Origin of the sequence: Arenibacter nanhaiticus (assembly GCF_900141935.1) — a bacterium.
Lineage (GTDB): Bacteria > Bacteroidota > Bacteroidia > Flavobacteriales > Flavobacteriaceae > Arenibacter > Arenibacter nanhaiticus.
The window spans coordinates 1-26,259 of sequence record NZ_FQYX01000039.1 but is presented as its reverse complement, the minus strand read 5'-3'; the positions used below and the strand labels follow the sequence as shown (position 1 = coordinate 26,259).

Below are 26,259 nucleotides of genomic sequence, written 5' to 3'. Positions count from 1 at the left end.
TTTATACCCTTACTGCCACGGTAAGCCAGGAAAACTATAACGATAAGGTATTAACTGCCACCCTTACCATCAACAAGGCGGAAGCGGTCATCACCGCGGAAGCCACCCAGAGCTTTACCTATGATGGCAGCGTGAAGAATGTATCGGCAAGCCTCAACCATTCGGAAACGGAATTGACCTATGCCGAACAGCAGGGGTATACCAATGCGGGAACTTACTCGGTTCTAATTTCAGCCGAAGAGACCGCTAATTACTTGGCAACTTCCAAGGAAGTGTCATTGGTCATTGAAAAGGCAGAAATAACCGGAGTGATCTTTGAAGGAGATTCGTTTACCTATAATGGAGATGCCCACAGCCTGTCGGTAGCCGGCCTTCCCGAGGGAGCAACCGTGGTTTATTCCAACAACGGGCAGACCAATGCAGGGACTTATACGGTTACTGCCACGGTTTCTCAATACGGACATAAAGTCCTGGTGCTAACTGCCAATATGTTAATTGAAAAGGCATCACAAAGAATCACTTTTGATGAAATTGGAAATCGACATCAACTAATGGATGAAGATTTTCAGTTGAGTGCAACTTCAACCTCTAGTCTACCTATAAAATATTCTTATACCTATGAGACCGAAAATCCGGCAGCTACTGTTGGTGTCCATGGGCTTGTGAAAATTCTAAGAGGTGGGCAAATCGCCATTACGGCTGCGCAGCCAGGTAACGAAAATTACGAAGCAGCAGATCCTGTGATAAGAACGCTTAAGGTTATCGGTGGTGAAGCCCGCTTAAAAACAGCGGTTATTAACGGAGTTGCCTATTCCAATCCTACTGAAGATATTTATTACCTCATTGGTTGCGGGAATTCTGAAGAAGAGGTTCAAATTCAACTTGAACAGAATCAAGGTTCATCAATAGATCGCGAAAAGATCTTCACCCTCAGTACGCCGGTACCCGGAATTTACAGGGATACGGTGATAGTGACTTCGGAAGATGGAAACGTAAGTAAGCGCTATAATATTACGGTGGAGAAGAATTTCAATTTTGAGGATATTGTAATTCAGAAGTTCAATAATGTATTGCTGGTTAACAATAATCCGAACACCAATGGCGGTTACCAATTTGTAAGTTATCGTTGGTATAAAAATGGATCTGAAATCGGAAATGGTCAATACTATTCTGCCGGTGAAAATGAAGACGACCAATTGGATACGGATAACTCTTATTATGTTGAGATGGAAACCGAGAATGGGGATATTTTGAAAAGCTGTACTTCTTCCATTCAATTAAAAGGTTCTTTAAGTCTTTCCTTGGCACCAAACCCTGTAAAGGCTGGAGAAACTATGGAGCTTTTTACCGATTTTCCAAAAAGCGAGCTTGAAACAATGCAGCTTTCAATACACAACCTTAATGGGATGCTTATCAAGGAAATGAAATCGACTAGCAAAAGAACGAACATAAACCTGCCTTATAATCTACAAATGGGTATTTATATATTGAAGGTCAGAACTAAGAGTATGAGTAGAACGCTTAAGTTTATAATAAAATAGGTAAGGGTTGCATTTTTCTAAAATTACTTTGACGATTAAACATAGATATGAAAACTAATAATATAAAAGGAGCCATCAAGAATACTATTTTAAGGCCTGTGATGGTACTTATACTAATTGGTATGAGTGGGAAGGTTTTGGCTCAATCCAACAATGAAGTCTCATTTTACCTACAGGGATCTTTTTCCAAATTAGGATATGAAGCGCTGGAACAGAAAAATAAATTGAAAAACGGGTTTGGCATAGGAACTAAATATGCCTATTACTTTTTTGAAAATTGGAGCCTTGGAACTGGTGCTGAATTACAATATATGAAAGGATCTTTTTCCAAGTCTAATATTCAAGGGGCTTATATGAGTCGAGACTCAGAAGGTGAGGAGTTTGAATTCCGGTATCGAGCCGGTAATTTTTCGGAAAACCAGGAAGTTTATTTCTTAAATATTCCGCTTCAGGTGCAATATGAATCTCTGGGGATGACTCGGTTTTATGCCGTTGCTGGTGTTAAAGCGGGTTTCGTTTTAGCTTCGGATTATCAAAGCTTGTCCACTTCCTTGCAGACCAGTGGATATTATCAACAATATGATGCTGAACTGACCGAACCTAAATTTGCCGGGTTTGGCGAATTTGGTCGTGTGAAAAATTCTAATTCAGAACTGGACCTGAAGACAAACATTGTAGCACATCTGGAGAGTGGAATAAAACTAATATTGGAAAATAAGCGATCCCTTTATATGGGACTATTCCTTGATTATGGTTTAAATGATATTAAGCCTAATGCTTCAAGGGAAAGGATTATTGAGTACAACAATCAAAATCCAACAACGTATGCATTTGAAAGCTTATTATCATCTAGGAGGGATGTGATTCCGACGCAACATGTAGAGAAGGTACGTACAATAGCCTTTGGTTTAAGAATTCAGTATGCATTTGAATTCTAAAAATAGAATTTGTATAACAAAGACCCCGTAAATCAAGTGATTTACGGGGTTTTTTCTTGCTATTCTACAAAGGATCCGGAAGGTCTATAACTCGCCTCTTAAAACTCCTGTTAATAGGGTTTATGGCTTATTTAAATAAATACCCATCGAATAGGTGACGGGTGTACTGTATATTTTGAAGGAAAAAATATTAATTTTTGATAATATTAAATGTCATTTTTAGCGTTAGAATTTGGCGAAAAAAAGGTTTGGTTTGGCATTTTAAGGAGTGCATTCCGTCTATAAAAGACGGAACGATTCACTCGATTACTGGCTTTTATTTTCCTTTTCGGTTCTCTTTTCTTTTTTAAATGCTACTCTCAACACCCAAACATAATGGCTTGGTAATCCATTTTTTTGATGGCAAGCTAAAAGTTATCCGAGATTTTCCAAAGATTTACTTTACCGACTAGATACGATACAAGTTCCTTATAGACTTGGGTTAAGCCCTACACCATTAGTTGTAGAGCGTTTTTTGTTTGGCCCATTCACTTTTTAATATTGAATAAATGTCAACATTAATTTTTTTTCCATTTTTGATTTCATATTCTCTCATCGTTCCTTCGTATTTGAAGTTTATTTTCTTTAAGGCACTTTTACATTTCGAATTTTCGCTAACGACAAAACCTTCTATTCGATTTAAATTCAGTTGAGTAAAACCATAGTTAAAAAGTTTAGGCATTATTTCTTTTAGAATTTCTTTTCCCCAATACTCTTTTAAAAGCCATAGTCCAATTTCAGCTTTTTTATGTTGCTTATCTAAATTGTTGAACCCTCCAGCACCACAAAAATGATGATTCTGGTTATCATAAATTCCCCACCAAATTCCAGTTCCTTCCTTTTTTAAATTATTGTACCATTCCATTTGTTCTTCAGTTTCTTTTAGAGTACAGAAGTGTACATCGTAATACTTTGTTATGTCTGGGTTGGATAGTCCTTTGTGAATATATTTTAAATCGGACAATTCTATTTCCTTTAATCTGTAGTTTTTTGTTATCACTTTTAAACTGTTTAAAAAATGCATTATAAGGGTACGTTTATGAAGCCTAGTGAGGAACAAGCTATAATTTCATAGGAGCCATTGTTCAAGATATTCCGCCCTGGCCTACCGGCGGGCCGAATACTTCTTGGTTATTATCAACTGCCTTTTCTTGCAACTATAATTTTTCTATAAAATACATCAGCCTCGATCTTGAATCTTGTTTTGCTTTATAATCTCCTTCATTAGTTCCGCCATATTCATATTCATAGTCTTTTCCATCAATATTAATTATCCCTGTTCTTGAATTTGAATTTGATTCTGGATCACTGGAAATTAAGTGTCCAGCTTCTTCATATTTTATGTTTTGAAAGGAGTATTTAAAGTTGTTCTCTTTTAATCTCTGTTCAATCATATCTGCCATTAGTGATGATGGCCAAACCCTATCATCCTTTCCAGAAAAAAGTAGAACAGGACCATTAATTTTTTCTACTTTAATGGTCCCATAGGTGTGTAGTTTAATTTTTTCCAAACCACTTTTCCATTATTCTAAAGTCTCAATTTTATTTGATTCGTTTCCCGATATTTTAACCATTGGAATATATGGAATGTCAATTCCTTGATATTTCCAACTTGGTTTTAGATCATTTGAGTTATATGTTAGAACAGTATTCGACCAAGAAACCGAACTGGGTGCATAAGCTATAGCGCCACTCACATGGTTTGTAAATATTGAAGCAATTATTAATGACAATTCCGCATTTCTTGATGCTCCCATCACAATTATTTTATCTGGGTCAACTTCTGGCTGTTTTTTCAACCATGCTAAAGCTTTTTCAAAATATTCTAAATTAATTTCTTCTGGTAATTTAGGTAAACCATCCCATCCGGTATATGGTAATGATAAACCACTGAATCCTCTATTAGCAAATTGTTGCCCCCAGTAATCTCCCCATTGTCCACCACCTATCAAAACTATTGATGCTTTTTTTTCCGTATCCTTTTTTACAAAATAATTTGCATGAACCCCATTATCATTTATAATCCTCGGTTTAATTCCATTGAATAGAAAATTGTCTGCAATAAAATAACCTACCATTAGAATTGCTATTAGACCAATCCAAATAATATATTTTTGGTTGTTTTTCATCATTTTCAATGTAGGTTATAGACCAATTTATAGCTTATTTATTTTATTGAGACTAGCTCTTATCAGTGTAATTTGTGTATTCCGTCGCATTTTCCAAAATATATTTAGGGCTATTTCCAAGGAAGATATCAAAATATGCGGTGTGTGTCGCTCCCATAATGATTAATACCCGGTCATTCTTTGTTAAAGGAATATTTGAAAAATTCGTGTACATTCTCAAATTTCTTTTATAGAAATCGGCTATTATATCAGCTCCCTCAAAGTTATTTGGCGTATGCATGGTTGCCAGAAAATTATATAGGTCAAATGTTTCCATTTTGTACTTGGTAGTGTTTATTTCGGTGTACTGCTGAAGAAGCGGCTTGTTATTTAGTGTGTCATAACTAGTCATGATGTTTTGAACGTAAAGACTGTCTGAAGAATTTTTATTAGCTAATTCGACGAGCTTCGGATAGTCAAATCCGATGGGGTTATCTATTCCGTATATTTTTTTTGTCCCACTCAAACGAGCCACTTCAAGTCCAATTACATTGACTTCCTCCGAATAGTTAATTCGGCTTGACTGGTCTGTCTTGTATTTTTGATAGGTTTTATTAATGAAGTCGGTGCTTTCTGGTGGAATTTCTACACAGATTATTGTTGGTTTGAATTTTACCAGTCGGTTAACTATTTTCTGAATTTCTGCCTTAGCCTTTGGACTATTTACATCTGTCATAGAAGAATAAGCGTCTGTACTTCCACTTAGGTGGACCGAGGCGAAGTTCAATACGCGTATTTTGTCCGTATTCTCGGTGTTAATTTCCTTTTCTAATTTTGTTTTCGACTCAGAATTGCAAGCTAAAAATGTTAGGAAGCAAAAGAAAAGAAGAAGATTTTTCATAAATGTTCAGATATTTTTTTATAATGGTTAGGCTCGTTGGTTGAGGTTATTATATTTATTTTAGTACTCAGTGCCTAATGAATTAAAGTAATTGAGTGCCAATTTTTTTCTTTGCGATATAGGATTTTATCTGCTCCTTAAAAAAAAATCAAAGGTTACCCCTATTATCAAAATCTTATAGACCTTCACTTGTTTAAGAGCAGTCAACCATTCCATCACCTGGGGCAATTTATTTTTTGTTCTTCCTTTAATTCTACTTAAATCAAAGAATCAGGATATGCTAAGGCAAAAGTCATTTTTGCAATACCTTCATTGTGTTTTGCTGAAGTTTACAATTACTTGCTATTTTTATGTTTTTCGCATAAAGTCAAATGCACCTTTTCGAAGTTGTATCCCATACTCCAAATAGGCCTTCATGCAAGCTAGGAAATTTGCCCATCCTGCTGAATTTTCTAAAGCCCATTTTAGATTATCTTCATTAAATTCCTTTCCATTTTCATTTACTTTTACCAAGGTACTATTGTCTGATAATTTTTCTAACGTAATTTTTACTACAGTTTCTGGGTCCCATACGAAAGAAATTTCACGGTTGTTTTCTATTTTGATTTCTGTGATAGGGAACTTTTCATCAAATTCAGGGAATTTCCAAATCACGTCTTTACCAGTTTGCAGCCTGCCACTACTTTCCGAAATGAAATATTTCGTCATTTTATCTGGATTAACAATGCCTTCAAAAACTTCTTCCACTGCTTTTTGAATTTGTATAGCTGCCTTAGATTCTAGTCTCATATTAAATTTCTTTAGTATTGGATTATCTCAAATATACAAGTCTTCCAATTAATGTTAATGTTTAAGTTATGATTTCGGTCGGGGAAATCTGCTAGGATATCTCAGTAAGAAATATAACTTTTAGTTAAGTATCCAGCTATAAGCCTTGCGGTATGAGTACTTCGGTTCGATTTATGCCAGAAGAAGGGAAAAATATATTATTTATATGTGTTATATAACTACCTTGTTTTTTAAATGGTTAAAATATATCATAATTTCTTTCTTTAAAACTCTACATCTAAGTAGCAAACCCCATAGCAAGAGAACGGATCCGTCATCAAGGTCTTCATATTTGGCCGTACCCGCTACACGAAGTCTTAGTTATTCACAGTCGTACTTTTTCAGGCTTATTTAATCATTCTTCAATTTGCTATAAACTTCCAAATCAGTAAAAACATTTCCAGTGAGCAATTCTCCGTCTCTTTCAATACCCTCGAATTTAAACCCAAGTCTTTTGGGTATGTTAGCACTAACTTTGTTCTCTACTGCACATTTAATTTGTATTCGGTTAAATCCTTGATCTTCGAAGGCAAAAACACAAAGTTTATCAACTGATTTTGTTACTATTCCCTCTTTTTGAAATTTTTCAGAAATCCAATAGCCAATTTCTGTTATCTTATTTGTCCTGTCAGAGTCTTTTAATCCAATCAACCCAACAAATTCATTCTGTTTTCTTATTGTAAAAGTATATTCAAAGTTGTCTTTCGGAGCATTTACAACTGAATTAACAAAATTCTCAGTGTCTTCAAGTTTTTTGGTTAATGAAACAAATGGCAACCATTTTCCTAAATATTCTCTCTGGGTATTAATTGTGTTAAAAATATCAACTGAATCGGATAATTCTAATTGTCTTAATTCTAATTCTGAATCGATTTTTATTTTCATTAATTTAGCTTTTCTGTATTATAACTAACCTTTAAACCATAGCAAGTAGGGCGGGCAAGGGAACGTTCGGTTCCGACAGCGTCCGTAGCCAAATTTCGAAGTTAGGCGGTCTTGGAAAATAAGAACAAACCTTTCGGAAAACCTATGTTTTATAGGACAGGATGCTGTTAGCGTTTTTAGATAAATACCCTAATTCTACTAGTTCGTTTTTATCATTTATTTTTTAAAAAAAACGTTTTGTAAGTACAAAATAGTATCCGTTAAATTTAATACATTTTCATAATCAGTAATTATAAAAACTTTTGACGATTTCATTTTTCTAATGTATTCGATAAAATAATTTCTTACAATTGGACTAACTCCCTACGCTATTGTCAAACTGCAAGCTTGCTAGTTGTGACACTAGGGCTGAAGATTATTTGCGATTTAGAAATTAGCAAATACCAACCATCCTCACGATTGTCAAACGCTTTTAGTTTTTTAAAATTTTTCCCGATTTTATAACCATATCAGAGAGTTCAAATTGAACGCTTTTATAGCACCAGTATATACGAGACCCGCTTAACCTGTCCTGAGTGAATTCGCAGGGTAGGGGATACTCATGCCTTTTACTTTAATAATTCGGTATTCGTGAATGCTTTGGCCTTTGAGAGGTATAGTCCGTTGCTAGTTTGGGGCGGAGCCGCAAACTCAATAGGCAATGGTTTTATTCAATTTTAAAAGAAGTCATATATATTTTACTTAGACCATTATTACTTTCGATAATATGTTTTTTGAACTCTGAAATAGTATTGTATGTTTTTGGTTTTATATTGTTTCTCTTACTTGTAAAATACAATATTTCATTTTTTTCATCATAGAAGGGACAATATTCCATGTACTTTGTATTCAATGGAATACCTAAATTTGTTGCCTTTTTCCATTTACCGTTAGTATCCTTTTTTGAAATATATAAATCACCACTCCCTTGACCGTCTTTTTGGTTGTATTTAGAATATATTATAAAATCTTCTTTCTCTGAGATATAAGCATTAAATTCATAGCCCTCACTATTAATATTTTCATCCAATAAAGCAGGCTGTGAATATTCGTTGTTTTTCCATTCGGAAAAATATATATCATCTTTTCCCATACCATCTAGAGAGCTCATTGTAAAATATAGGTTGTTGTTTTTACTAACAGAAGGATAAAATTCGTCTAATTCTGAATTAATGGGTTTCCCTATATTTTTAGGTTGAGACCACTCACTATCCTTATTGTTTCGTTCTACATACCAAATATCAAAATCTTTTTTAGTAGTAATAGAATCATTTAACGGTCTATCAGAAACAAAAAACAATCGGTTATTATTAAATGATAAAAATGGTTCTAAGTACATATATGAATCACCAAAGGGTAACAATTCTGGTGTAGACCATTCATTATTTTTCTTTTTAATATAGGCTATTTGCGAGATTTCTTGATTTGGACTTTGTATAGTGAAATATGCTTCATTACCATCTTTTGATATACTAAAATCGCGCACGTTATAAAACTGACTTAATGATCTATCAAATTGGATTATTTCAGAATTATTCTGTGCCGATAATACCTTGGAGATTAGAATTAATAAAATTGTGAGTCTAATTTTTTTCATTTTTAAAGATTGTCAGGTAATTATTGCTAACAGTTTGTATAACCGTCAGTGTCTAGTTTGGACGTATTAGTTAATTTTATGTTTTTTTGAATTTTTGGTAGCCAGCGTATGGCAGGTTTTTGGCTTCCTTTTTGCCAGACCGCATCACTGTTTAAGCAGGCCATAAACCTCGAAAATAAATATCTTCTATGTTATTACTTATACAGATTGATGTAAATCGTTTTCTTGATACATACCTTGGTATATGATTTTCATTATTAGGTCATCAAATTTATTTCGGTATTGCACTCCTGAATTTGCCCCTTCTGAACAAAAATCTATCCATATGAAGTCAGAGTTAATTGTAGTAACCTCTAAGTTTATTTTTCCTTCCGTTAATTGATTTATAAAGATAAATTTGACATTATTATTGATACTTTGTATCAGTTTAATTGTTTCTGTAAATGAATCTAACCCTTGATTAATTGGTAATTTAAAATCCCTGTCAAATCCGTTAGTCCAATCTAGCCTCTTTTCCTTCTCTTGAATAACTGTACAAACAAAAAGAATGCTCTTTTCTTGGTCTTTTAAGAGCTTGAGAAACCTTTCAACCCCTCGTTCATAATAATAGTAGTCTTTATCCGATTTCAAAGGATTTCTATGATTAAAAAGATTTGAATGATACAAGGAATGACCTGCTTTATTTTTTTTGATATGAAATATCATATCCTTGTTAAGGAAAGATTTAAATTCATCTTTTATTGTATGAGTGATGATTTCTCCACTTGAAAATATCCAGTCATACGGATAAGATGCATTCTTATTTCCAGTTTCTTTTAAATACCATGAACTATTGCAATTTTCCCCTATTGAAACCTTTTCGTAATAGTCATTAGATAACCAACCATTTATTGTATTGCTAATTTCAGTTGCTATTAGAATAATCTCAGAGTTTATTGAATCTTGATTTCTAAAATATTTTTTAATCATGCTTATCATTTTAGTTATAGTTCCTTCCGTAATTTAGAAATGTTTTACGACGGTTGGTATTTAGTGTGTTTTAAAGCGTTAAATAAATTATTGTATACAGTGTATTCACTGTGAGGTGTTACTTTTCCCATTTCCAAGTAGCTTTTTAAACTTGATAATAGGAAATAATCCCAGCCGGATTTACAAACTTCATAGCAGTTGAGCGGATTATTGTGGCCATTATGAGTAATGGTAATTTTTGTCTTCATCCTCCTTAATATACCGCTTCACGTCTGTGTTCAGCCATTCTTCTAGAATATTTTCAAGGCCTTCATGCACGTGATTAGCTGTTATACAATTCCATTTGATTTTTTCAAAAGGAACATATTGAGTTATCTTAAAGCGCCACTCAGTTTCTCCAAAAAATATAGAAAATACATCTCCCACTTTATTCACTGAATAGTCAACTTTCGCCCACCATTTCTCTATTTCTTTTGAAATGGCATTGAAGAAGGACACTCTGTTAGAAGAGGTTAATGATGAGGTCTTGTAATCCATATATTATCTCTTATTTGGTAGAATTGCATATAAGGTGCTTTTTTGTTGGCTATATCACGTATCTCCTTTGAAGGAAACAATACCCAGCCAAAAATAATTTCCTCCTCTTCTTTCGCATCCACGGGTTTCTATAAAAGACTTTGTACCTTGTAAAGATAGATCATCGCCAACGAATATGAAGTAAGCAATTGCACCATACTCCTTCCTAATTTCAGCTATTTTTTCTACAGCCTTTTTGAATTCGTCTAAATAAATTCGAGGAATTGGAAGGACGAAGCCATCTATATAGTTTTTCGTATTTATATCTTTTGGGTATAAGTACTCACTTCTTCTTTTCATTAAATTTGCAATAACGTATAGGCTCCATTGCTGCGAAGAGCAAGCCAGGGCCAGTTAATTTTATTAAAACTAAGATAGGGAATTAATACATGCCTTTAGGAGCAATCGGGAACTGGAACCGTTAGTTTACTTTAATTACAATTTTACCATAGTGCAGTCCATCCCCAAATCGTTGAATCGCCCAGGGTATTTTGTCAAAATTATATGGACCATCTATGACATAATATATGCTGTTTTCCTCATAAAGCTGATTGATGTACTCCAAGTCCCTGTTAGGTTTTAACGTTACTAAATGTACACGTTTCTTGCTAAAAAGCTTTAGTATCGGACTCATATAAAGCATTTGCAACAGCTTACTGGACCTACCTCCTATGGAAACGTATTTTCCTTTCGGTTTAAGGACCTTTAAAAATTTCCAGAGTGATCGGTTGGTCTTGCAATCAAGGATTAGATCATATTGCTGATCACCCTTAGTAAAGTCTTCTTTCTTATAGTCAATTGTCTTGTCAAACCCTTGAGTTTGCATCGTTTTTAATTTTTCACCTGTATCGACTCCTGTAACATCAGCGTTGTAAAGTTTTGCTATTTGAAGTCCGAATGAACCAACACCGCCACCAGCGCCATTGATCAAAATCTTCTGGTGCTCTTTAATTTGTCCAACATCTCGTAGACCTTGTAGGGCAAGCATTGCTGCGTGTGGAATACTAGTTGCCTCCTCAAAACTCATGTTATTTGGCTTTCGAGCTAGTGCTTTCTCATCTATGCAGAGGAACTCGGCAAAGCTGCCACATCCGAATTCTGAGATGTCACCGTAAACGGCATCACCGACTTTAAACTTTGTGGCATTATTCCCGGCCTGATCCACAATTCCTGCTACCTCCATTCCGGGTATCATTATTTTTTTCTTGGGACAAAATAGCCCGAAAAACAAACGATAGGCTAAAGGCTTTCCTGTGGTAATGCACCAATCGTAATCATTGATTGCTGTTGCATAAACTTTAATCTTTACCTCGATACTTTTAGGCTTAGGTTGTTCGGCTTCCATAAGCCTAAGAACTTTATTAGGGTCTCCGTAGTTTTTAATTTTATATGCTTTCATATTTACTACTGTTGCACACTACTTTAAATAAGCAATTTAGCAAAAAAGTGCGTGCATTTCACTAATATAGAGGGTATATAAGTACAAAACAGCTCAAGTACGCATATTTAATCCTTTAGCTGTATTTCGTTATTTATCAGTCACTTAAAAAGTTTGTTCAAATTAAAGGATACAACCAAAAGACCATTAGTAGTCTTATAGGCTTATTCTTTTCTTGGCATTTTTATATGGGATAAATATAAATTTTATAGAGTGAAATCCCTTTTCCATTTAAATAACAAGGCGATTCTATATCAGTATTCCGTAACATTTGAAGCCGGAGCGGTTAGATATCCCTAGTGGCTTCTGTCCTGCAAGTACAACTGCCTGTCTTTTCAAACCAGGTGTCTTAAAACAACAAACCCCAATCAAGTAAACTTGTTGGGGTTTTAATGTTTTAATCCACAGGGCAGTTGTGGGTGATCGTGGAGCCGGAGGGTCTAGAACCCATCTCTTAAAACCTCTGTTTATAGGGGTTTCAAGGCTTGTTTAAATAAATGCTCACCGAATAGGTAACGAACGTGTAGGAAACCCTATTAATTTTAGATGATATTAGATGGCATTTTTAGCATTAATGTGGTTTAGGTTAGGTTGTAATTGTCCTAAAATTTTGCCGATGGATTACACCTTCATAGACAGATAGTATGGTCTTTTTTTTATGTTAGACTGTGTTTTATTTGGTATCTATTTTCCTGGCTAATTTCCTTAACAGGTCGTTTAGCTTTTGTTTAAGGGATATAATTTTATTTTTTTACTGAATGGTTTATATACTCCTTTCTAGATTCTCGACAAGAGGTTTGGTTCATAGATATTATAAACTGTTTTTACACTAACTCAAGTAGTTTTCCGGTATCTATCACCTGGGCAAATTCATTGTGCAGATTTGCTAAAGTGGTTTGGTGAATAATTTCAGCATCAAATCGTTCTCCATTTATTCCAATTCGGTCAAATGTTGCAGTGGCATCGGATATAAGTAAAGTGTCAAATCCAAAATTCCCTGCCATTCTTGTCGTTGTTGAAATACAATGATTTGTAGTCAAACCAACAATTACCAATTTATTTATTTTTTGGCTATCCAATCTTTCTTTTAAATCAGTTCCTATAAAAGCACTGTTGACATCTTTTTTAATTATAGGTTCTCCGTCTATTGGCTTTACTTCGTCTTTTATTTCAAACCCAGGATGTGATTCGTGAAGTTTTGAGAGTGGATTTTTCGAACTGTGTACAATATGAAAAATTGGAAGACCCAATTCCCTCCACTTTTTTAATATTATAGCACACCTTTTTTCGGCACCTTTATTGTTTCTGTTTCCACCCCAATATTTTTCATCATCAAAGCCTTTTTGAATATCAATTAAAATTAAGGCAGTATTTTGTTCTTGTAAACTCATTGTAAATTAATTTTTTACAAATTTAGTTTGTGGTCTATTATTTAAAAAGGACAAGCAATAGTCATTTTAGGACATTTTACTTTGGATTTCGGAAGGCAAGATATGAAGATGTTTTTCTAGAATTAATCTTAATTGTTTTGAAGAATTAAAACCGCATAATTTAGCAATGTATTCTATTTTATAATCGGTGTTGGTTAATAACGTTTTTGCCTTTTCAACTCTCAATTTTGTACGATATTCGGCTATGGTTAATCCAGTTTTCTTTTTGAAAATTCGCGTTAGATTTCGCGGGCTAATGTGTACTAAGTTTGCTAAAAATTCAATGGTAAAAGTTTTGTCTAAATTGTATATTATCCAATCTTGTATATTATGAATTTTATCATCTTGATGATTTCTGTTTTGCAAATAAATACTTTCTTGTTCGTCTGTTCCCAGCCTTCTTCTATAAACAACCAATTCTTTAGCTATTTTATTGGCATTTTGTTTCCCGTGCCTTTCTTCAATTAAAAACAAAGCTAAATCTATCCCAGTAACAATTCCTGCACTAGTGTATATGTTTTTGGAATTAGTGAACAAGGTGTTCTTTTGTACTCTCAATTTAGGAAAATCAGTTTTTAATTTATCAATTGATTTCCAGTGGGTAGTACATTCTTTATTATCCAAAAGTCCGGATTTTGCAAGCAGAAATGCACCGGTACAAATACTACAAATAGTTGTTTGGTTCGTGTTTACTTTTGCTAACCAATTAAAAAATGAATCATCCTCTGTAAGTTGATCGATTTGATTTGAACTAAATCCAGAGATGAAAAGGATGTCATTTTTCTGAGGAAGAGTTTTATTATAATGGGTTAATGATGAAATTTCTAGACCTGTGGCACAACTTATAGTGGATTCATTACTGATAAAGATCAACTGATAGTTGAAACCTAAATTTATAGCTTCTTGAAACACTTGTAAAACACCACCCAAATCAAGAAGAGTAACTTGTTTGGGAATATAGAAATAGATTTTAGTTGTTGTTTTGTCCATTTATGTACAATGGTTTTTTTTAAATTGATTAAGGCGTATTTCCTAAGAAAAGTAGTTGGCTTAAAAGGTATTATTGTTCTAATAAACACTAGTCAAAATTTTACCTTTTTTATTCTAAAGATGTAATAGCAAAAGAAATAGAGGCCTTCTAGTTTCGCACTAACTCGTTCTATTTTTAAGCCTTATATATGCCCAGCATGAGCATCTTTATAAAATCGAAGATATGGTATTACTCTAGAGGATACAAGTCCTTTATAGGCAGGGGTAACGCCCTTAACCATTAGTTGTAGTACGATTTTGTTTGACCCATTCACTTTTAATATTGAATAAATGTCAGCATTGATTTTTCTCCATTTTTGATTTCACATTCTCTCATCGTTCCTTCGTACTTGAGGTTTATTTTCTCTAAGGCACTTTTATATTTCGAATTTTCGCTAACGACGTAACCTTCTATTCGATTTAAAATCAGTTGAGTAAAACCATGCTCAAAAAGTTTGGGCATTATTTCTTTTAGAATTCCTTTTCCCCAATACTCTTTTAAAAGCCATAGTCCAATTTCAGCTTATTTATGTTGCTTATCTAAATTGTTGAACCCTCCAGAGCCACAAAAATGATGATTCTGGTTATCATAAATTCCCCACCAAATTCCAGCTCCCTCCTTTTTTAATTTTTTGTACTATTCCATTTGTTCTTCGGTTTCTTTTAGCGTGGAGTATAAGTGGCAATTAATTTGCCCGAATAGTATTCTTAACTCTATAAATAGTGGGTGTATCTCCAAATTGCTTTTTAAATGTTGAACGAAAATGTTTAGTAGAAAGAAAACCAATTTCAAAACTTACTTCCGATATATTTAAATTCGTAGTAAGCAATAATTGGGCCGCATATCGTAGACGCACGGTTTTTGTAAATTCGTTTGGCGTAAGATTAGTCAAGGTTTTTATTTTTTTAAAAAAGGGGGTTCTGCTCATGGCTAGTTCTAAAACCAATTTGTCGATTGTAAAATTGGGGTCTGCCATGTTTTTATGAATGACCTTTACGGTTTTCTCTAAGAAAACCTTATCTGGATTGGATCGAGCTAAATCACTCGGGTTCATACTCATCTCGTTTTGATATCTACTAATAATATTCCTTCTATTCTCCAATATTGATTTAACCTTAAGAATTAAGGTATTAATATTAAATGGTTTGGTTATGTAATCCTCTGCTCCGTAATTCAATCCGCTTATTATACTTTCTTCATCAGATAATGCCGTTAGCAAAATAAAAGGTATATGGCTTGTAGTTAAGTTGGTTTTTATTTTTTTGCAAAACTCAAGGCCAGTAAGTTTGGACATCAATATATCGGAAAGTATTAGGTCAGGAATATGCTCTAGAGCTATTTCGAACCCTTCTTCTCCATTATTAGCTGTAATTACCTTGAAAGATTCGCTTAGTTCCTTCGCTATAAATTTTCTAATTTCATCTTCATCCTCTACTACCAATATGGTAAATTCAGTATAGGGTTTAATTTTTCTACTTTTAGAGTCAAGCAATACTTTTTTTACGGCGATATCATTCGAATTTGTAGTTTTTATCGAGGGTAGCTGTTCTATAGATGATTTATTTAGTTGCTCGACCGTAAAATGATCATTTCCTGCCGGTAAAAAAATTGAAAATATGCTACCTTTTCCTGGAATAGAGGTGAACTCTAGTTTCCCGTTATGCATTTCCACCAATTCTTTGGAAAGAGACAAACCTATTCCAGTACTTATGGATGGATCTTCCCCAAAATCATAAAATCTTTTAAAAATATGATCTTGTTTCTCCCTTGATATTCCATTACCATTATCTTTAACCCTAAGATATACGCCATCAGTTCTATTGTCTATTTGTTTTGATTTTTCAACACTTACTTTAATAGTACTGTTTTGTGCTGAATATTTAATTCCATTGGAAATCAAATTAGAAATAACTTTTTCCATTTTTACAGGGTCAAAATAACACCTTACATTAGAGTTTTCAGTATAGAAATTAATGGAAATTGATTTGGTTGCCGCAAAATCATTAAAAGTATTTACTATATCTTCTACAAACTGGGGAAAATTTATTTCTCTTACATTTAATTTGGTTTTATTCAATTTCGCCTTTCTATAATCAAACCATTCGTTAATTAGTTTAGAAAGATTATTGGAATTCCGTTCTATGGAAAGAAGTTCATTATAGAATGTATAGTCTGGTGGCGTTGACTTCATGATTTTTCCTAAAGAACTTAATATCATTGTTAAAGGAGTTTTTAACTCATGTGTTAAGTTTGTGAAAAATTTAGTTTTAAATTCATTTATTTTTAGTTGATTATTTTTTTCTAATTTCTCTATTTTCAGAGCGTCTTTTAATTTAATTTGATTAATAATATAAAAATGAATTAGAATCAAGAGACTAGAAATAAGTATTAAAAAAAATAATTTGGCCCAAACGGTAGCCCACCATGGAGGAGAGATTATAATTTTAATATTTCTCGAATTCAAACTCCATAACCCATCATTGTTGCTTGCTTTTACTTGAAATTCATAAACTCCGGGCGGTATATTAGTATAGTTAGCTTTTCTTTCTGTTCGTGAATTCACCCAATCGTCATCAATACCAACCATTCTATATTTATATTGGTTTTTTGATGAATTTGTAAAATTTAAGGCAGTAAAATGAATAGTGAAAAAATTTTGATCATGTGTTAAATTGATTTCATCTACCTGATTAATTGGTTTTTGAATTAGTGGTTTAGTTTTAATTTTACCTTTATCATGTAGGTTAAATTTTGTTAAAACAACCTTTGGAGCAACTGGATTGATTTTTATTTCATCAGGATTAAAAGAATATACTCCGTAAGTATTTCCAAAATAGAACATACCATTACTGCTCTTTAATGCCGCTGCTTCATTAAATTCTAAACCTACAATTCCATCTTCTTTTCCGAAATTTCGAAATTCTAAACTATTTATATCCAATTGCGATAGTCCTCTGTCTGTTCCTAGCCATAGTTTGTCAGGGGCATCCAGTAATATTGAATTAATCACATTGCTAGGTAAACCTTTTTCTGTTGTGTATAAGGTCGTTTGACCGGTACTTCGTTCTATATGGTGAAGACCATTTTTAGAACCTATCCATAAATTATCATAGTCTGTTTCAATTATAGAGGTTAACTGTTTAAAAGAATGCCCATTTCTATCCTGTATTTCAATAAGTGTTTGATCGGATGGATTATAGTTGAATAATCCGTTATACCCTGCAATCCAAATTAAAGAATCCGTAGATTGGTATAAACTGTTTATTTGAAGGTTATTTATAAAATGTCCTTTTTTAAATTCAGTTATTTCATTAGACTTAGATGTATATTTGTATATGCCATCATTTACGGTACCTATCCAAATATTGCCTTTTATGTCTTTTAGAAAGCACTTTACGGTTGCATAGGAAAGTCTTTCAGGGGCTACCATATGGACAGGTTTTGGTTTTTGCCTATTTCCTAAGTCTAGAATGTAGCTTCCATGGTTTAAGGTGCCCAACCAAAGACGCATATCTTCATCGAATATAATAGAATTGTTTATTTTTTGAAATTCTGAGTTTTCTAGGTAATACTTAAATTTTTTTGAAATAGGGTCGTATAAATTGATTCCGCCGCCATCCAATGCTAAGACAATATCGTCGTTTTCCGTTTCACAGATGCCTAGAACGGAGTTACTACTTAAGCCAGTATTATTACCTTTCTCATACGACCAATGATTAAATTGACTTTTATAAGGATGAATAGTTTTTAGCCCTTGGCTTACAGTTCCAATCCATATGGACTGATCATCCGTCTTATAAATAGAGGTTATCGCACGAAGAGGCAATGGTTCATCAAAATAAACATTATGTAATTGCCCTGTTAAAATATCATATTCGATTATTCCATATCCATCCGTGCCTAACCAAATTTTGTTATCCTCGGTTTCAAAAATAGTCAAAACGGATTTTAACGAGTTAGGGTGAATTTGTTCTTTTTGATCAATTAATTTAAGAAGACTTCCATCTTCTCTATAAAAATACGTTCCATCCTTTGTGGCAATGATAATTGTTCCAGAATTTAGTGAAATCATAGTGTAGACTCCTAAACCCGTTATATCTTCCATTTTAGCAGGTACTGAAAATTCATTTTTTTGAAAATTATACATCAGTACCCCCCCGAACTTATAGCTTATTAACATTGCATGGTTGCTAATGGGGATAATACTAGAAACATAACTGTAGTTAGGATAGTTAAAGCTTTCAATTTCTTGTTTGTCCGTTTGGTAGCGAATTAAATTGCCGTCCGAGGTACCCATCCATATAACATCCTTATCATTTCTAAGGAAGCTAGTTATAATCAAACCTTTAGTAATTTGTGGTATTAAATTTGAGGAAATTTCCCCGGTACGATGATTATATAATATAGGACCATTGTTAGTTCCTATCCAAATATTCATTTCATTATCCTTGTATAAACTATTTATTTCATTATAGCCATAATACTTATTGTCTAATGGAATCTGAATAAAGTTGTAGCCATCATATTTGTAAAGTCCATTACGGGTGCCTATCCACATAAAACCTTCCGAATCCTGAAGTGTACAGGTAATATAATTTTGGGATAAACCATGCTCTACATTTAATGAAGTTAATGGTATTTTATTTTCTATTTGGAAACCAAAAATGGTCTTGCAAATAAAAAAGAACATTATAAAGATTTGGTTTTTACTTATTATCATAACTGTTTTTTTGTAAAAGAAATCACAAAACAAAGTTTTATGTTTCTAGTACCGAAAATACTAAAAAAAGATGGAGGGAATTGAATTAAGGAAGTAGTCAGAAAGATCACATTGACAACTAAAATAGTTAGTGTATTTACTTGATATGATAACTCCTGAAATTTTTGCCATCGAGAATATAAAACTTTTCAATAATTGAACATTGCAATTTTATTATTGGACTATATGAAGCAAAATTCATTTTTGAAAAATTGATTTTTAATTTAAAAGATAATTCTCAAGATACCTTCAAAATTTTATGTTATCAAACAGTTATTCGTTTTTATTGAACATCAATTTGATGAAAAGTACAATTATGGGTCAAAAAAGTCAGTTATTTCCTAGGTGTGGTACAGTTTTACCCTAAGATCAGTCAGGGGGTGATTGATGCTTTTAAGATTTGACCTATAAGTTTGTTATATCTCCTTGGAAGTTTAGAAACTATTTAGGTTTTAAAACTTGCAGAGAAAAAGAATATAATTAACCACCAAACACTTAAAAGAATGAATGAACGATTGAGGAAGAGAACCACTTTCCACTTTAAAGGTTTATGTAAACTTCGAGTCCTATTTATTGGCTTGTTGAGTTTTTATTTCGGTTTTCCTAATATGGAAGATAAAAGTTTTGTTAATGACACATTTCCTCTAGAACAGGAAATGTTGAAAGTACAAGGTAGAGTTTATGACTCTAATGAGCCGCCAGAAGCTTTAGCATTTGTAAGTGTTTCTTTGAAAGGGAGCAATAAAGGTGTTATAACTGATGAGAATGGATATTTTGATATCGTGGTACAGAAAGGAGATATACTAGTTTTTTCATTTACCGGTTTTAGTCCTAAGGAGTTTAATGTTCAAAGGGCTTATTCTGATTTAGTAATATCGCTGGAAGAAGAAGTAGGGATGTTGGATGAAGTAGTCATTACTGGTTATGGGGAAGAGCGAAAATTGAATATGATCAGCTCTATTTCAACTTTGGATGTAGCAAAAAATGTTGCCAACAAGCCAATTACTTCTTTATCTCAGGCCTTACAAGGAGGTATAACAGGACTTACCGTTACCCAAAATTCTGGTTTACCTGGAGGGGATGCTGCCTCTATAAAAATTAGGGGTATTTCAACATTAGGTTATTCTGATCCTTTAGTTTTAGTAGATGGAATCCCAATGGACATGAATGATTTGGATCCAAATACTATAGAAAGCGTTACTGTTCTGAAAGATGCATCTGCTGCTGCAATTTATGGTGCAAGGGCTGCAAATGGGGTAATTGTAATTAAAACTAAGCGTGGGAAAACTGGACAAGTGAGTGTTAGTTATAATTCTTATGTTGGAATACAAAATGCAACTTATCTTCCTGACTTCATGGATGGGGCCTCTTATATGGAAATGGTAAATACTGCATATATTAATAATGGAGGTAATCCCGTATATAATCAGGAAGAAATCAATATCACAAGAAATAAATCTGATATATATAATTACCCGAATACCAATTGGTTGGATGAAACTTGGAATAAGAATGCTTTGTTGACCAACCATTCGGTAGGTGTGCAAGGAGGTAATAATATTGCGAGGTTTGCGCTTACAGTTAATTATCTTGATCAAGAAGGGTTTATTGAAAATGTTGGTTTTGATAGATTTAACATACGAGCAAATACAACCGTTAATCTTACAGATAATGTAACGGTAAATATGGATTTTAATGCCATAAGAAAAGATCAGATGGAAACAAATCTGAGGGATGGAGAAACAGATTATGTGCTTAACTATATTTATAGGGCTCCTCCAACTCTGGTTCCAAAATATCCTTCCAAGGATGGGGTTGATTTTTATGGAATATTTTTTGAAATGCGGAATCCAAAAGCCATGTTGGAAAGAGGGGGGACCACTCAGCGTTTAACAGATAATATGAGTATTAACATTCAGCCCAAATGGGAGGTGTTACCTAAATTAAATCTTAATGCACAATATAGTTATAGGATTAATAGTAATGCAACGAACCAAAAGAGAGATCCGTTTAACTTTTTCGAATATGAAACAGGTGTACTTAATTACACATGGGATAATGTTAGGTCGGCATCAACAGGTAGATCCAGTTATTATTTTATTGGCGGTAATATCGATTATACCTATCTAAACGAAAAACATAGATTATTTGTATTGGGAGGGTATAATCAAGAGCTAACTAATTCTGGGAATTGGGATCAGTGGGCCATGAGATCATATTTTGGGAAAGCCAATTACACGTTTAATGATAAATACCTAGCGGAAGTGACTTTTAGGGCAGACGGTTCTTCCAGATTTGGAAAAGGAAATAAAACTGGATATTTTCCATCCTTTGGCCTTGGATGGAACATGCATGAAGAGGAGTTTTTGAATCAATACAATTGGTTAGATAATTTGAAAGTTAGATTGTCATATGGACAATTGGGTAATGAGAATATAGGTCTTTATCAATATCAAAATTTAATATCGGCCGGTAATGGTGTTGAAACTATATTTGGGAACCCAAATATAACTTGGGAAACTGTTAATATGTTGAATTATGGTTTCGATTTAGCCATTTTTAAGGGTGTCAATTTTAACTTCGACATATATGATAAATTAACAAAGGACATTATACTTTCACCACCAATATCACTTATCGGAGGAACTTCCTCTGCTAATATTAATGCGGGAAAGGTAAGAAACCAAGGATTTGAGCTAGGCGTTAACTATAGTAGGAATTTCAATGATGGATACTTTACTATTCATGGTGGATTGTCTAAAAACAAAAATAAAATTGAAAAGCTCCCTGGAGGACCATACATTAATGGATCGTCGATTCATAAAGAAGGTTATGCATTAGGCTCACATTATAGATATTTAACTAATGGCTTATTGCAGGAGTCAGACTTCACTACCGATGGGGCTGGAAATATTGTTCCAAAAGACGGTGTGGTTTTGTGGGGAGATCAAAGGCCAGGAGATATTCGTTTTGTCGATATTAATGAGGATGGAAATTTTGATAATAGTGATAGAGTAATAACAGGTGACGGTCAACCCGACTTCAATTATTTTACAAATTTTTCAACCGGATACCAGAACTGGGATTTTGAATTGTTGCTTCAAGGTGTACAGGGAGTCAATGCATCATATGGGGGGGCGAATGCCATTCCATTAAATTTAAATGGTGATACAGGAAGTACCCCGCAAAAATTCCATTCTGATTATTGGACACCTGATACCCCTGATGCTTATTATCCAAGACCTACTCCTGAACCAGGGAATAACCTACAGCCTTCTAATTATTGGGATTTTGACGCTTCTTATCTTCGTGTGAAATATATACAGATAGGGTACACGCTAAATGAAAAGTTTCTAAACCCTATAGGGATCAAAAAATGTAGAGTTTATGCCAATGCACAAAATCCCTTTACATTAACTTCTCAGAGTATTACTGATCCAGAAAATTTAGGGGGATCCAGTACATATCCATTAATTAAGGTATTGACATTGGGGGTAAATGTTAAATTTTAATTCGTTGAAAAATTTAAATTTTAAACAAAGTAAGATGAAAAAGATAAGCTATATATTACTTATAATTATAATATGTGTTGGTTGTTCAGATGAATTTCTAATTAGAGATCATCCAACCGGAATTACCGATGATGATTTCTGGGAGACGACCAATGATGCGGTTAATGCACTTAATAGTTGTTATTCTGGTCTTCCACATGGCGCATATCATTATACACCTCCCTATGTATCAAATGTAGCTTTAGAAGGTATGACCGATAATATGTATCATTCCGGAAACTATCTGGGAGATGTTAAAACAATTGGAAGTGGAACCAACAACCCATTACTTGACTTCCCGGAGAATATGTGGCGGTATTATTACCAGTATATCAGAAGATGTAGTAGATTTCTAGAGAACATCGATAAACCTTACTTTACTAATGAGGAAGAAAGACAAAGGATGATTGGTGAAGCTCATATATTACGTGCATATTACCATATGCAACTTTTATTTTACTTTGGTGGGGAAGAAGGAATTCCTATTGTAGATCATTCATTGACCCCAGATGAGATCTTTGCTTCTAGAGCTTCCAAAGATGAAACTATTGATTTTATTTTAGCTGAATTGGATAAAGCTATTCAGATTTCAGTTTTGCCAAACAAGTATACAGAGGACAAAAGTTGGAGATTATCTAAGGCCGTCGCATATTCCTTAAAAGCCATCGTAGCATTGCAGGATAGGCAGTATGATCTATCCAAACAGGCAGCATTGAAGGTTATTCAAATGCAGGAATTCGATCTTTTTTATACTTCAGATCCTGAGGAACAGCATTATAGAGATCTTTTTAGATATGTAGGGCGAATTAATAATGAAAGAATAATGTATACTAGAAGAGGTTTTAGTGAATCCTGGTTTCGTTCTATGCCAAAGTCTATGGGGGGACAAGGTGCATCAAACCCAACAGCTTCAATCGTAAATGCATATGAAACGTTAGAAGGTAAAACTATAGATGAGTATGGCACAGAAAGAGATGAATTTATTAAAAATCCTAATTATATGGAGAGAGACCCTAGGTTAGATGCTACTGTCTGGCTTCCAGGAGAGGAATTCTTGGGGCATGTTTTAAGTCCTTTTGAGCCTAATAGCGACGACGCCACCTCTGAAAGTGGTGCTTCAAAGACTGGTTTTGCACTTACAAAATTTATCGACCCTGAGGATGTAAATAAAACTTATAGCGGTAATCTAGATTACATGATAATAAGGTACGCAGAGATTTTGTTAATTTATGTAGAGTCCTTAATTGAAAGTGGCGATTATAATAATCCTGATGTATTATTATATCTAAATAAGATTAGAAATAGAGCAGGAATGCCAAATGTTGATCAATCAGTTTATAATAACCAAGAAAAATTAAGGGAATTATTGCGAAGGGAACGAAGAGTTGAATTGGCATTTGAAGGACAGCGTTATTTTGATTTACGAAGGTGGGGAATTGCGGAGCAAAAAATGAAAGGAGTTTTAGAAGGTGCATACGACCCCCAAAATGGTAGTCCAATAATTGTCGAGACTAGAGTATATTCTTCTCCTAAAAATGATTATTTACCAATTCCACAAAGGGAGTTGGATGCAAATGAAAATATGGAGCAAAATTCTGGTTGGTAACTTTATTTGAATAGAACTCATGTAAGCATATTTATTCCTATGGATAGATATGCTTATTGAGTTTAAATAATTATTTATAACAAACCTTTTATGATACATAATGTTAAATTATGCTGGTTACTTTGCTTCCTTTTAAGTTATAGTTGTGAGGAAAATAATGTAAGTCAATCTATTACTGTTGGGGAAAATGAAATAGTAGGGCCCGGTCCTTTTAACTCAAATCGCTTGTTTATTAAGCACGGGTTGCAATTATTATGTTGGGTCGGGAACGAAAATTTAGATGTAGAAAGAGTTGATGTCGCCTACTACAAGATTAATAATAATGATTGGAAGTTAAGTAGATTTAAAGGCGCGACATTTTTTGTTGGGCCTACCTTGTTCAATAAGGAATTCATTCTAAATGATTTTCCAGAAACACAGTGGTCAATGGCTAAGGCGCCTTATGGGAAACATTTAACAGGTGGTCCTATTGATTACGAATTTAAAAATGGCTTTCTCCAAGAAGAGCAATTGATGGCATTATCCCGCTTAACAAGTTTGTGTATTGGTGATGAGGAAGATTATACACCTGATCTGGTAAAATGGACACGAGATTGGTTTAGTGTTTCTCGTAAACATTATCCTGATGTTTTACTACATAATAACCAATTTGGTTATGGCGGTCAATGGAATGTTGAACAATTGAGAGGTTATGTTAGAACTGCAAAACCTGATTTATTGACCTATGATGCCTATTATTTTCTTCCCATTGGAGAGAAGATTGATTACTATAGGGGGGCAAAAGCTATGGCGGAAGATTTGATGATGTATAGAAATGTGGCTCTAGAGGGATATGATGGAACTGGAACGGCTCCTATTGCATTTGGGCAGTATACACAAGGATATAAGCAAGATGGAGCTTATGAAATATCTGAATCAGAGCTTCGTCTTTATTATTCATTAACCTGGACTTTTGGAGGCAAATGGCTTAACTGGTTTCGTTGGTTGCAAGGTAATAATGACAATGGGATCACTACACCTACCAGCTGGGCAATGCTTTTAAAAGATGGTATTCCAGGACAACCAACTAAATATATGGACTGGACTGCACAAGCTAATAAGGAATCTTTGGCAATAGGAGAACATTTAGTTAGACTACAGACTACAAATGTTTCATTTAAAGGAGGTAGTGAAGAATTGACTAATGGTAAACCGAAAAATGTAAACCATTGGAATCCGGACAATGGTCAGTTGTTAGAAACACTAGAAGCTACATGTAACAAAAGAGATTTTATAGGTAAGTCTGGAGATCTTTATATTGGAAGTTTTGAAATTATACCAGATCATAAAAATGGGGATCCAAATTTTTTTGATTCATCTGAAGCGGAATACTTTATGATAACTAATGCACTAACAACAAATCATAATGAATTTTCCGCTGAATTATCGCAAATAGTGAGGTTTTCAATAAAGAAAAACTTAACGACAGGAAAGGGTATATATATAGTAAATAGAGTAAATGGGTTTGAAAATAAGATCAAGGGAGAGCCTTTAGGAGATAGAGTTTATTTTGAGATTGAAATAAATGGAGGTGATTATGCCTTTTTCGTTCTTAAATAGTTTGTCTAATATTGATGTAAAGATATGATTTTATAGCTTTTTCCAGTAATTATGAAAGGATTGTGAGTCTGTTGGCTAAGGTTTTATAGGTAATAGCTGAATCCTTTTTAATAATTGGCAAGGATAAAACTGCTGAGAGGTAAATAAATTAAACACTGAAATTTGTCCTTTGTTTTTTATAGTTAGTTAAGTTGTGAAAGGAGAGGTTTTAGCCGGCCTTTTTTTTTATAATATTTTAAAGAATTGGATTGATAAAGATTGGTATATGGTATCTGGCTGTTATTAGGAAATGAATGATGTAAATACTAAAAATGATGAATAGAAATTATGGGGACTATCTTATAAAGTGTGTAAATAGAAAAATAACGGGGGCCGGCCCCCGTTATTTTTTGTTTAATTTTAATTTAGCACTTTATGAAAAAAGA

19 protein-coding genes and 1 pseudogene are annotated in these 26,259 nt (G+C 33.6%); 5 read left to right on the top strand and 15 right to left on the bottom strand.

The window, feature by feature from the left end; genetic code table 11:
• Both BUA16_RS18735 and BUA16_RS16420 read left to right on the top strand, forming a co-directional pair.
• Positions 1-1,541 (top strand): T9SS type A sorting domain-containing protein (locus tag BUA16_RS18735; protein ID WP_178338907.1); only part of this gene is annotated, 1,541 nt, incomplete at its 5' end.
• 47 nt (positions 1,542-1,588) lie between these two features.
• A complete protein-coding gene (locus BUA16_RS16420) occupies positions 1,589-2,479 on the top strand; it encodes a hypothetical protein (RefSeq protein WP_072765826.1) in 891 nt (296 codons plus the stop codon).
• Positions 2,480-2,975: 496 nt separating this feature from the next.
• Here the strand turns inward: BUA16_RS16420 and BUA16_RS16415 are convergent, their stop codons facing one another.
• The 15 genes and pseudogenes from BUA16_RS16415 to BUA16_RS16350 all read right to left on the bottom strand — a co-directional run bounded on the left by BUA16_RS16415 (position 2,976) and on the right by BUA16_RS16350 (position 19,039).
• The gene (locus BUA16_RS16415; protein WP_245795588.1) at positions 2,976-3,518 is read right to left on the bottom strand and encodes a GNAT family N-acetyltransferase; all 543 of its coding nucleotides are present in this window, start codon (positions 3,516-3,518) and stop codon (positions 2,976-2,978) included.
• Positions 3,519-3,675: 157 nt separating this feature from the next.
• Positions 3,676-4,596, bottom strand: a pseudogene (locus BUA16_RS19105) (acyl-CoA thioester hydrolase/BAAT C-terminal domain-containing protein).
• 103 nt (positions 4,597-4,699) lie between these two features.
• Positions 4,700-5,527, bottom strand: a complete 828-nt coding sequence (locus tag BUA16_RS16405) for a DUF5694 domain-containing protein (RefSeq protein ID WP_072765824.1) — start codon at positions 5,525-5,527, stop codon at positions 4,700-4,702.
• Between the two features lie 348 nt (positions 5,528-5,875).
• Positions 5,876-6,316, bottom strand: a complete 441-nt coding sequence (locus BUA16_RS16400; RefSeq protein WP_072765823.1) for an SRPBCC domain-containing protein — start codon at positions 6,314-6,316, stop codon at positions 5,876-5,878.
• A gap of 390 nt (positions 6,317-6,706) precedes the next feature.
• Entirely contained in the window at positions 6,707-7,240 is a 534-nt protein-coding gene (locus tag BUA16_RS16395; protein WP_072765822.1) for a GNAT family N-acetyltransferase, read from the bottom strand.
• A 706-nt stretch (positions 7,241-7,946) separates the two neighbouring features.
• On the bottom strand, positions 7,947-8,876 hold the full coding sequence (locus BUA16_RS16390; protein ID WP_072765821.1) for a hypothetical protein: 930 nt from the start codon (positions 8,874-8,876) through the stop codon (positions 7,947-7,949).
• A 198-nt stretch (positions 8,877-9,074) separates the two neighbouring features.
• Entirely contained in the window at positions 9,075-9,845 is a 771-nt protein-coding gene (locus BUA16_RS16385; RefSeq protein ID WP_178338906.1) for a DUF1796 family putative cysteine peptidase, read from the bottom strand.
• Between the two features lie 219 nt (positions 9,846-10,064).
• The gene (locus BUA16_RS16380; RefSeq protein ID WP_084668537.1) at positions 10,065-10,382 is read right to left on the bottom strand and encodes a hypothetical protein; all 318 of its coding nucleotides are present in this window, start codon (positions 10,380-10,382) and stop codon (positions 10,065-10,067) included.
• Positions 10,358-10,504, bottom strand: coding sequence for a DUF1428 domain-containing protein (locus tag BUA16_RS19240; RefSeq protein ID WP_143150542.1), 147 nt, complete (start codon positions 10,502-10,504; stop codon positions 10,358-10,360). The genes BUA16_RS16380 and BUA16_RS19240 overlap by 25 nt, the downstream gene beginning before the upstream one ends.
• Positions 10,437-10,721, bottom strand: a complete 285-nt coding sequence (locus BUA16_RS16375) for a DUF1428 family protein (protein ID WP_072765818.1) — start codon at positions 10,719-10,721, stop codon at positions 10,437-10,439. The genes BUA16_RS19240 and BUA16_RS16375 overlap by 68 nt, the downstream gene beginning before the upstream one ends.
• Positions 10,722-10,842: 121 nt before the next feature.
• Entirely contained in the window at positions 10,843-11,820 is a 978-nt protein-coding gene (locus BUA16_RS16370) for an NAD(P)-dependent alcohol dehydrogenase (RefSeq protein WP_072765817.1), read from the bottom strand.
• An 863-nt stretch (positions 11,821-12,683) separates the two neighbouring features.
• Positions 12,684-13,250 carry a cysteine hydrolase family protein gene (locus tag BUA16_RS16365; protein ID WP_072765816.1) on the bottom strand — a complete coding sequence of 189 codons (567 nt, stop codon included), beginning with the start codon at positions 13,248-13,250 and terminating at the stop codon, positions 12,684-12,686.
• A 66-nt stretch (positions 13,251-13,316) separates the two neighbouring features.
• Positions 13,317-14,279 (bottom strand): GlxA family transcriptional regulator, encoded by a 963-nt coding sequence (locus tag BUA16_RS16360; protein WP_072765815.1) that lies wholly within the window; start codon positions 14,277-14,279, stop codon positions 13,317-13,319.
• Between the two features lie 316 nt (positions 14,280-14,595).
• Positions 14,596-14,835, bottom strand: a complete 240-nt coding sequence (locus BUA16_RS19235; protein WP_084668536.1) for a GNAT family N-acetyltransferase — start codon at positions 14,833-14,835, stop codon at positions 14,596-14,598.
• Between the two features lie 169 nt (positions 14,836-15,004).
• On the bottom strand, positions 15,005-19,039 hold the full coding sequence (locus BUA16_RS16350; RefSeq protein WP_084668535.1) for a hybrid sensor histidine kinase/response regulator transcription factor: 4,035 nt from the start codon (positions 19,037-19,039) through the stop codon (positions 15,005-15,007).
• 542 nt (positions 19,040-19,581) lie between these two features.
• Here BUA16_RS16350 and BUA16_RS16345 point away from each other — a divergent pair.
• From BUA16_RS16345 to BUA16_RS16335, 3 genes are all read left to right on the top strand, one after another.
• Entirely contained in the window at positions 19,582-22,590 is a 3,009-nt protein-coding gene (locus tag BUA16_RS16345; RefSeq protein ID WP_084668534.1) for a SusC/RagA family TonB-linked outer membrane protein, read from the top strand.
• 34 nt (positions 22,591-22,624) lie between these two features.
• Positions 22,625-24,235 carry a RagB/SusD family nutrient uptake outer membrane protein gene (locus BUA16_RS16340; protein ID WP_072765827.1) on the top strand — a complete coding sequence of 537 codons (1,611 nt, stop codon included), beginning with the start codon at positions 22,625-22,627 and terminating at the stop codon, positions 24,233-24,235.
• A 90-nt stretch (positions 24,236-24,325) separates the two neighbouring features.
• Positions 24,326-25,834 (top strand): hypothetical protein, encoded by a 1,509-nt coding sequence (locus BUA16_RS16335; RefSeq protein WP_072765812.1) that lies wholly within the window; start codon positions 24,326-24,328, stop codon positions 25,832-25,834.
• Positions 25,835-26,259 lie beyond the last annotated feature (425 nt).

Coding starts and splice junctions, on each gene's coding strand:
- BUA16_RS16385 (WP_178338906.1), bottom strand. CDS start 9,845: ATGATTAAAAAATATTTTAGAAATCAAGATTCAATAAACTCTGAGATT.
- BUA16_RS16360 (WP_072765815.1), bottom strand. CDS start 14,279: ATGGACAAAACAACAACTAAAATCTATTTCTATATTCCCAAACAAGTT.
- BUA16_RS16335 (WP_072765812.1), top strand. CDS start 24,326: ATGATACATAATGTTAAATTATGCTGGTTACTTTGCTTCCTTTTAAGT.
- BUA16_RS16370 (WP_072765817.1), bottom strand. CDS start 11,820: ATGAAAGCATATAAAATTAAAAACTACGGAGACCCTAATAAAGTTCTT.
- BUA16_RS16375 (WP_072765818.1), bottom strand. CDS start 10,721: ATGAAAAGAAGAAGTGAGTACTTATACCCAAAAGATATAAATACGAAA.
- BUA16_RS16390 (WP_072765821.1), bottom strand. CDS start 8,876: ATGAAAAAAATTAGACTCACAATTTTATTAATTCTAATCTCCAAGGTA.
- BUA16_RS16365 (WP_072765816.1), bottom strand. CDS start 13,250: ATGAGTTTACAAGAACAAAATACTGCCTTAATTTTAATTGATATTCAA.
- BUA16_RS16345 (WP_084668534.1), top strand. CDS start 19,582: ATGAATGAACGATTGAGGAAGAGAACCACTTTCCACTTTAAAGGTTTA.
- BUA16_RS16420 (WP_072765826.1), top strand. CDS start 1,589: ATGAAAACTAATAATATAAAAGGAGCCATCAAGAATACTATTTTAAGG.
- BUA16_RS16395 (WP_072765822.1), bottom strand. CDS start 7,240: ATGAAAATAAAAATCGATTCAGAATTAGAATTAAGACAATTAGAATTA.
- BUA16_RS16340 (WP_072765827.1), top strand. CDS start 22,625: ATGAAAAAGATAAGCTATATATTACTTATAATTATAATATGTGTTGGT.
- BUA16_RS16350 (WP_084668535.1), bottom strand. CDS start 19,039: ATGATAATAAGTAAAAACCAAATCTTTATAATGTTCTTTTTTATTTGC.
- BUA16_RS16405 (WP_072765824.1), bottom strand. CDS start 5,527: ATGAAAAATCTTCTTCTTTTCTTTTGCTTCCTAACATTTTTAGCTTGC.
- BUA16_RS16400 (WP_072765823.1), bottom strand. CDS start 6,316: ATGAGACTAGAATCTAAGGCAGCTATACAAATTCAAAAAGCAGTGGAA.
- BUA16_RS16380 (WP_084668537.1), bottom strand. CDS start 10,382: ATGGATTACAAGACCTCATCATTAACCTCTTCTAACAGAGTGTCCTTC.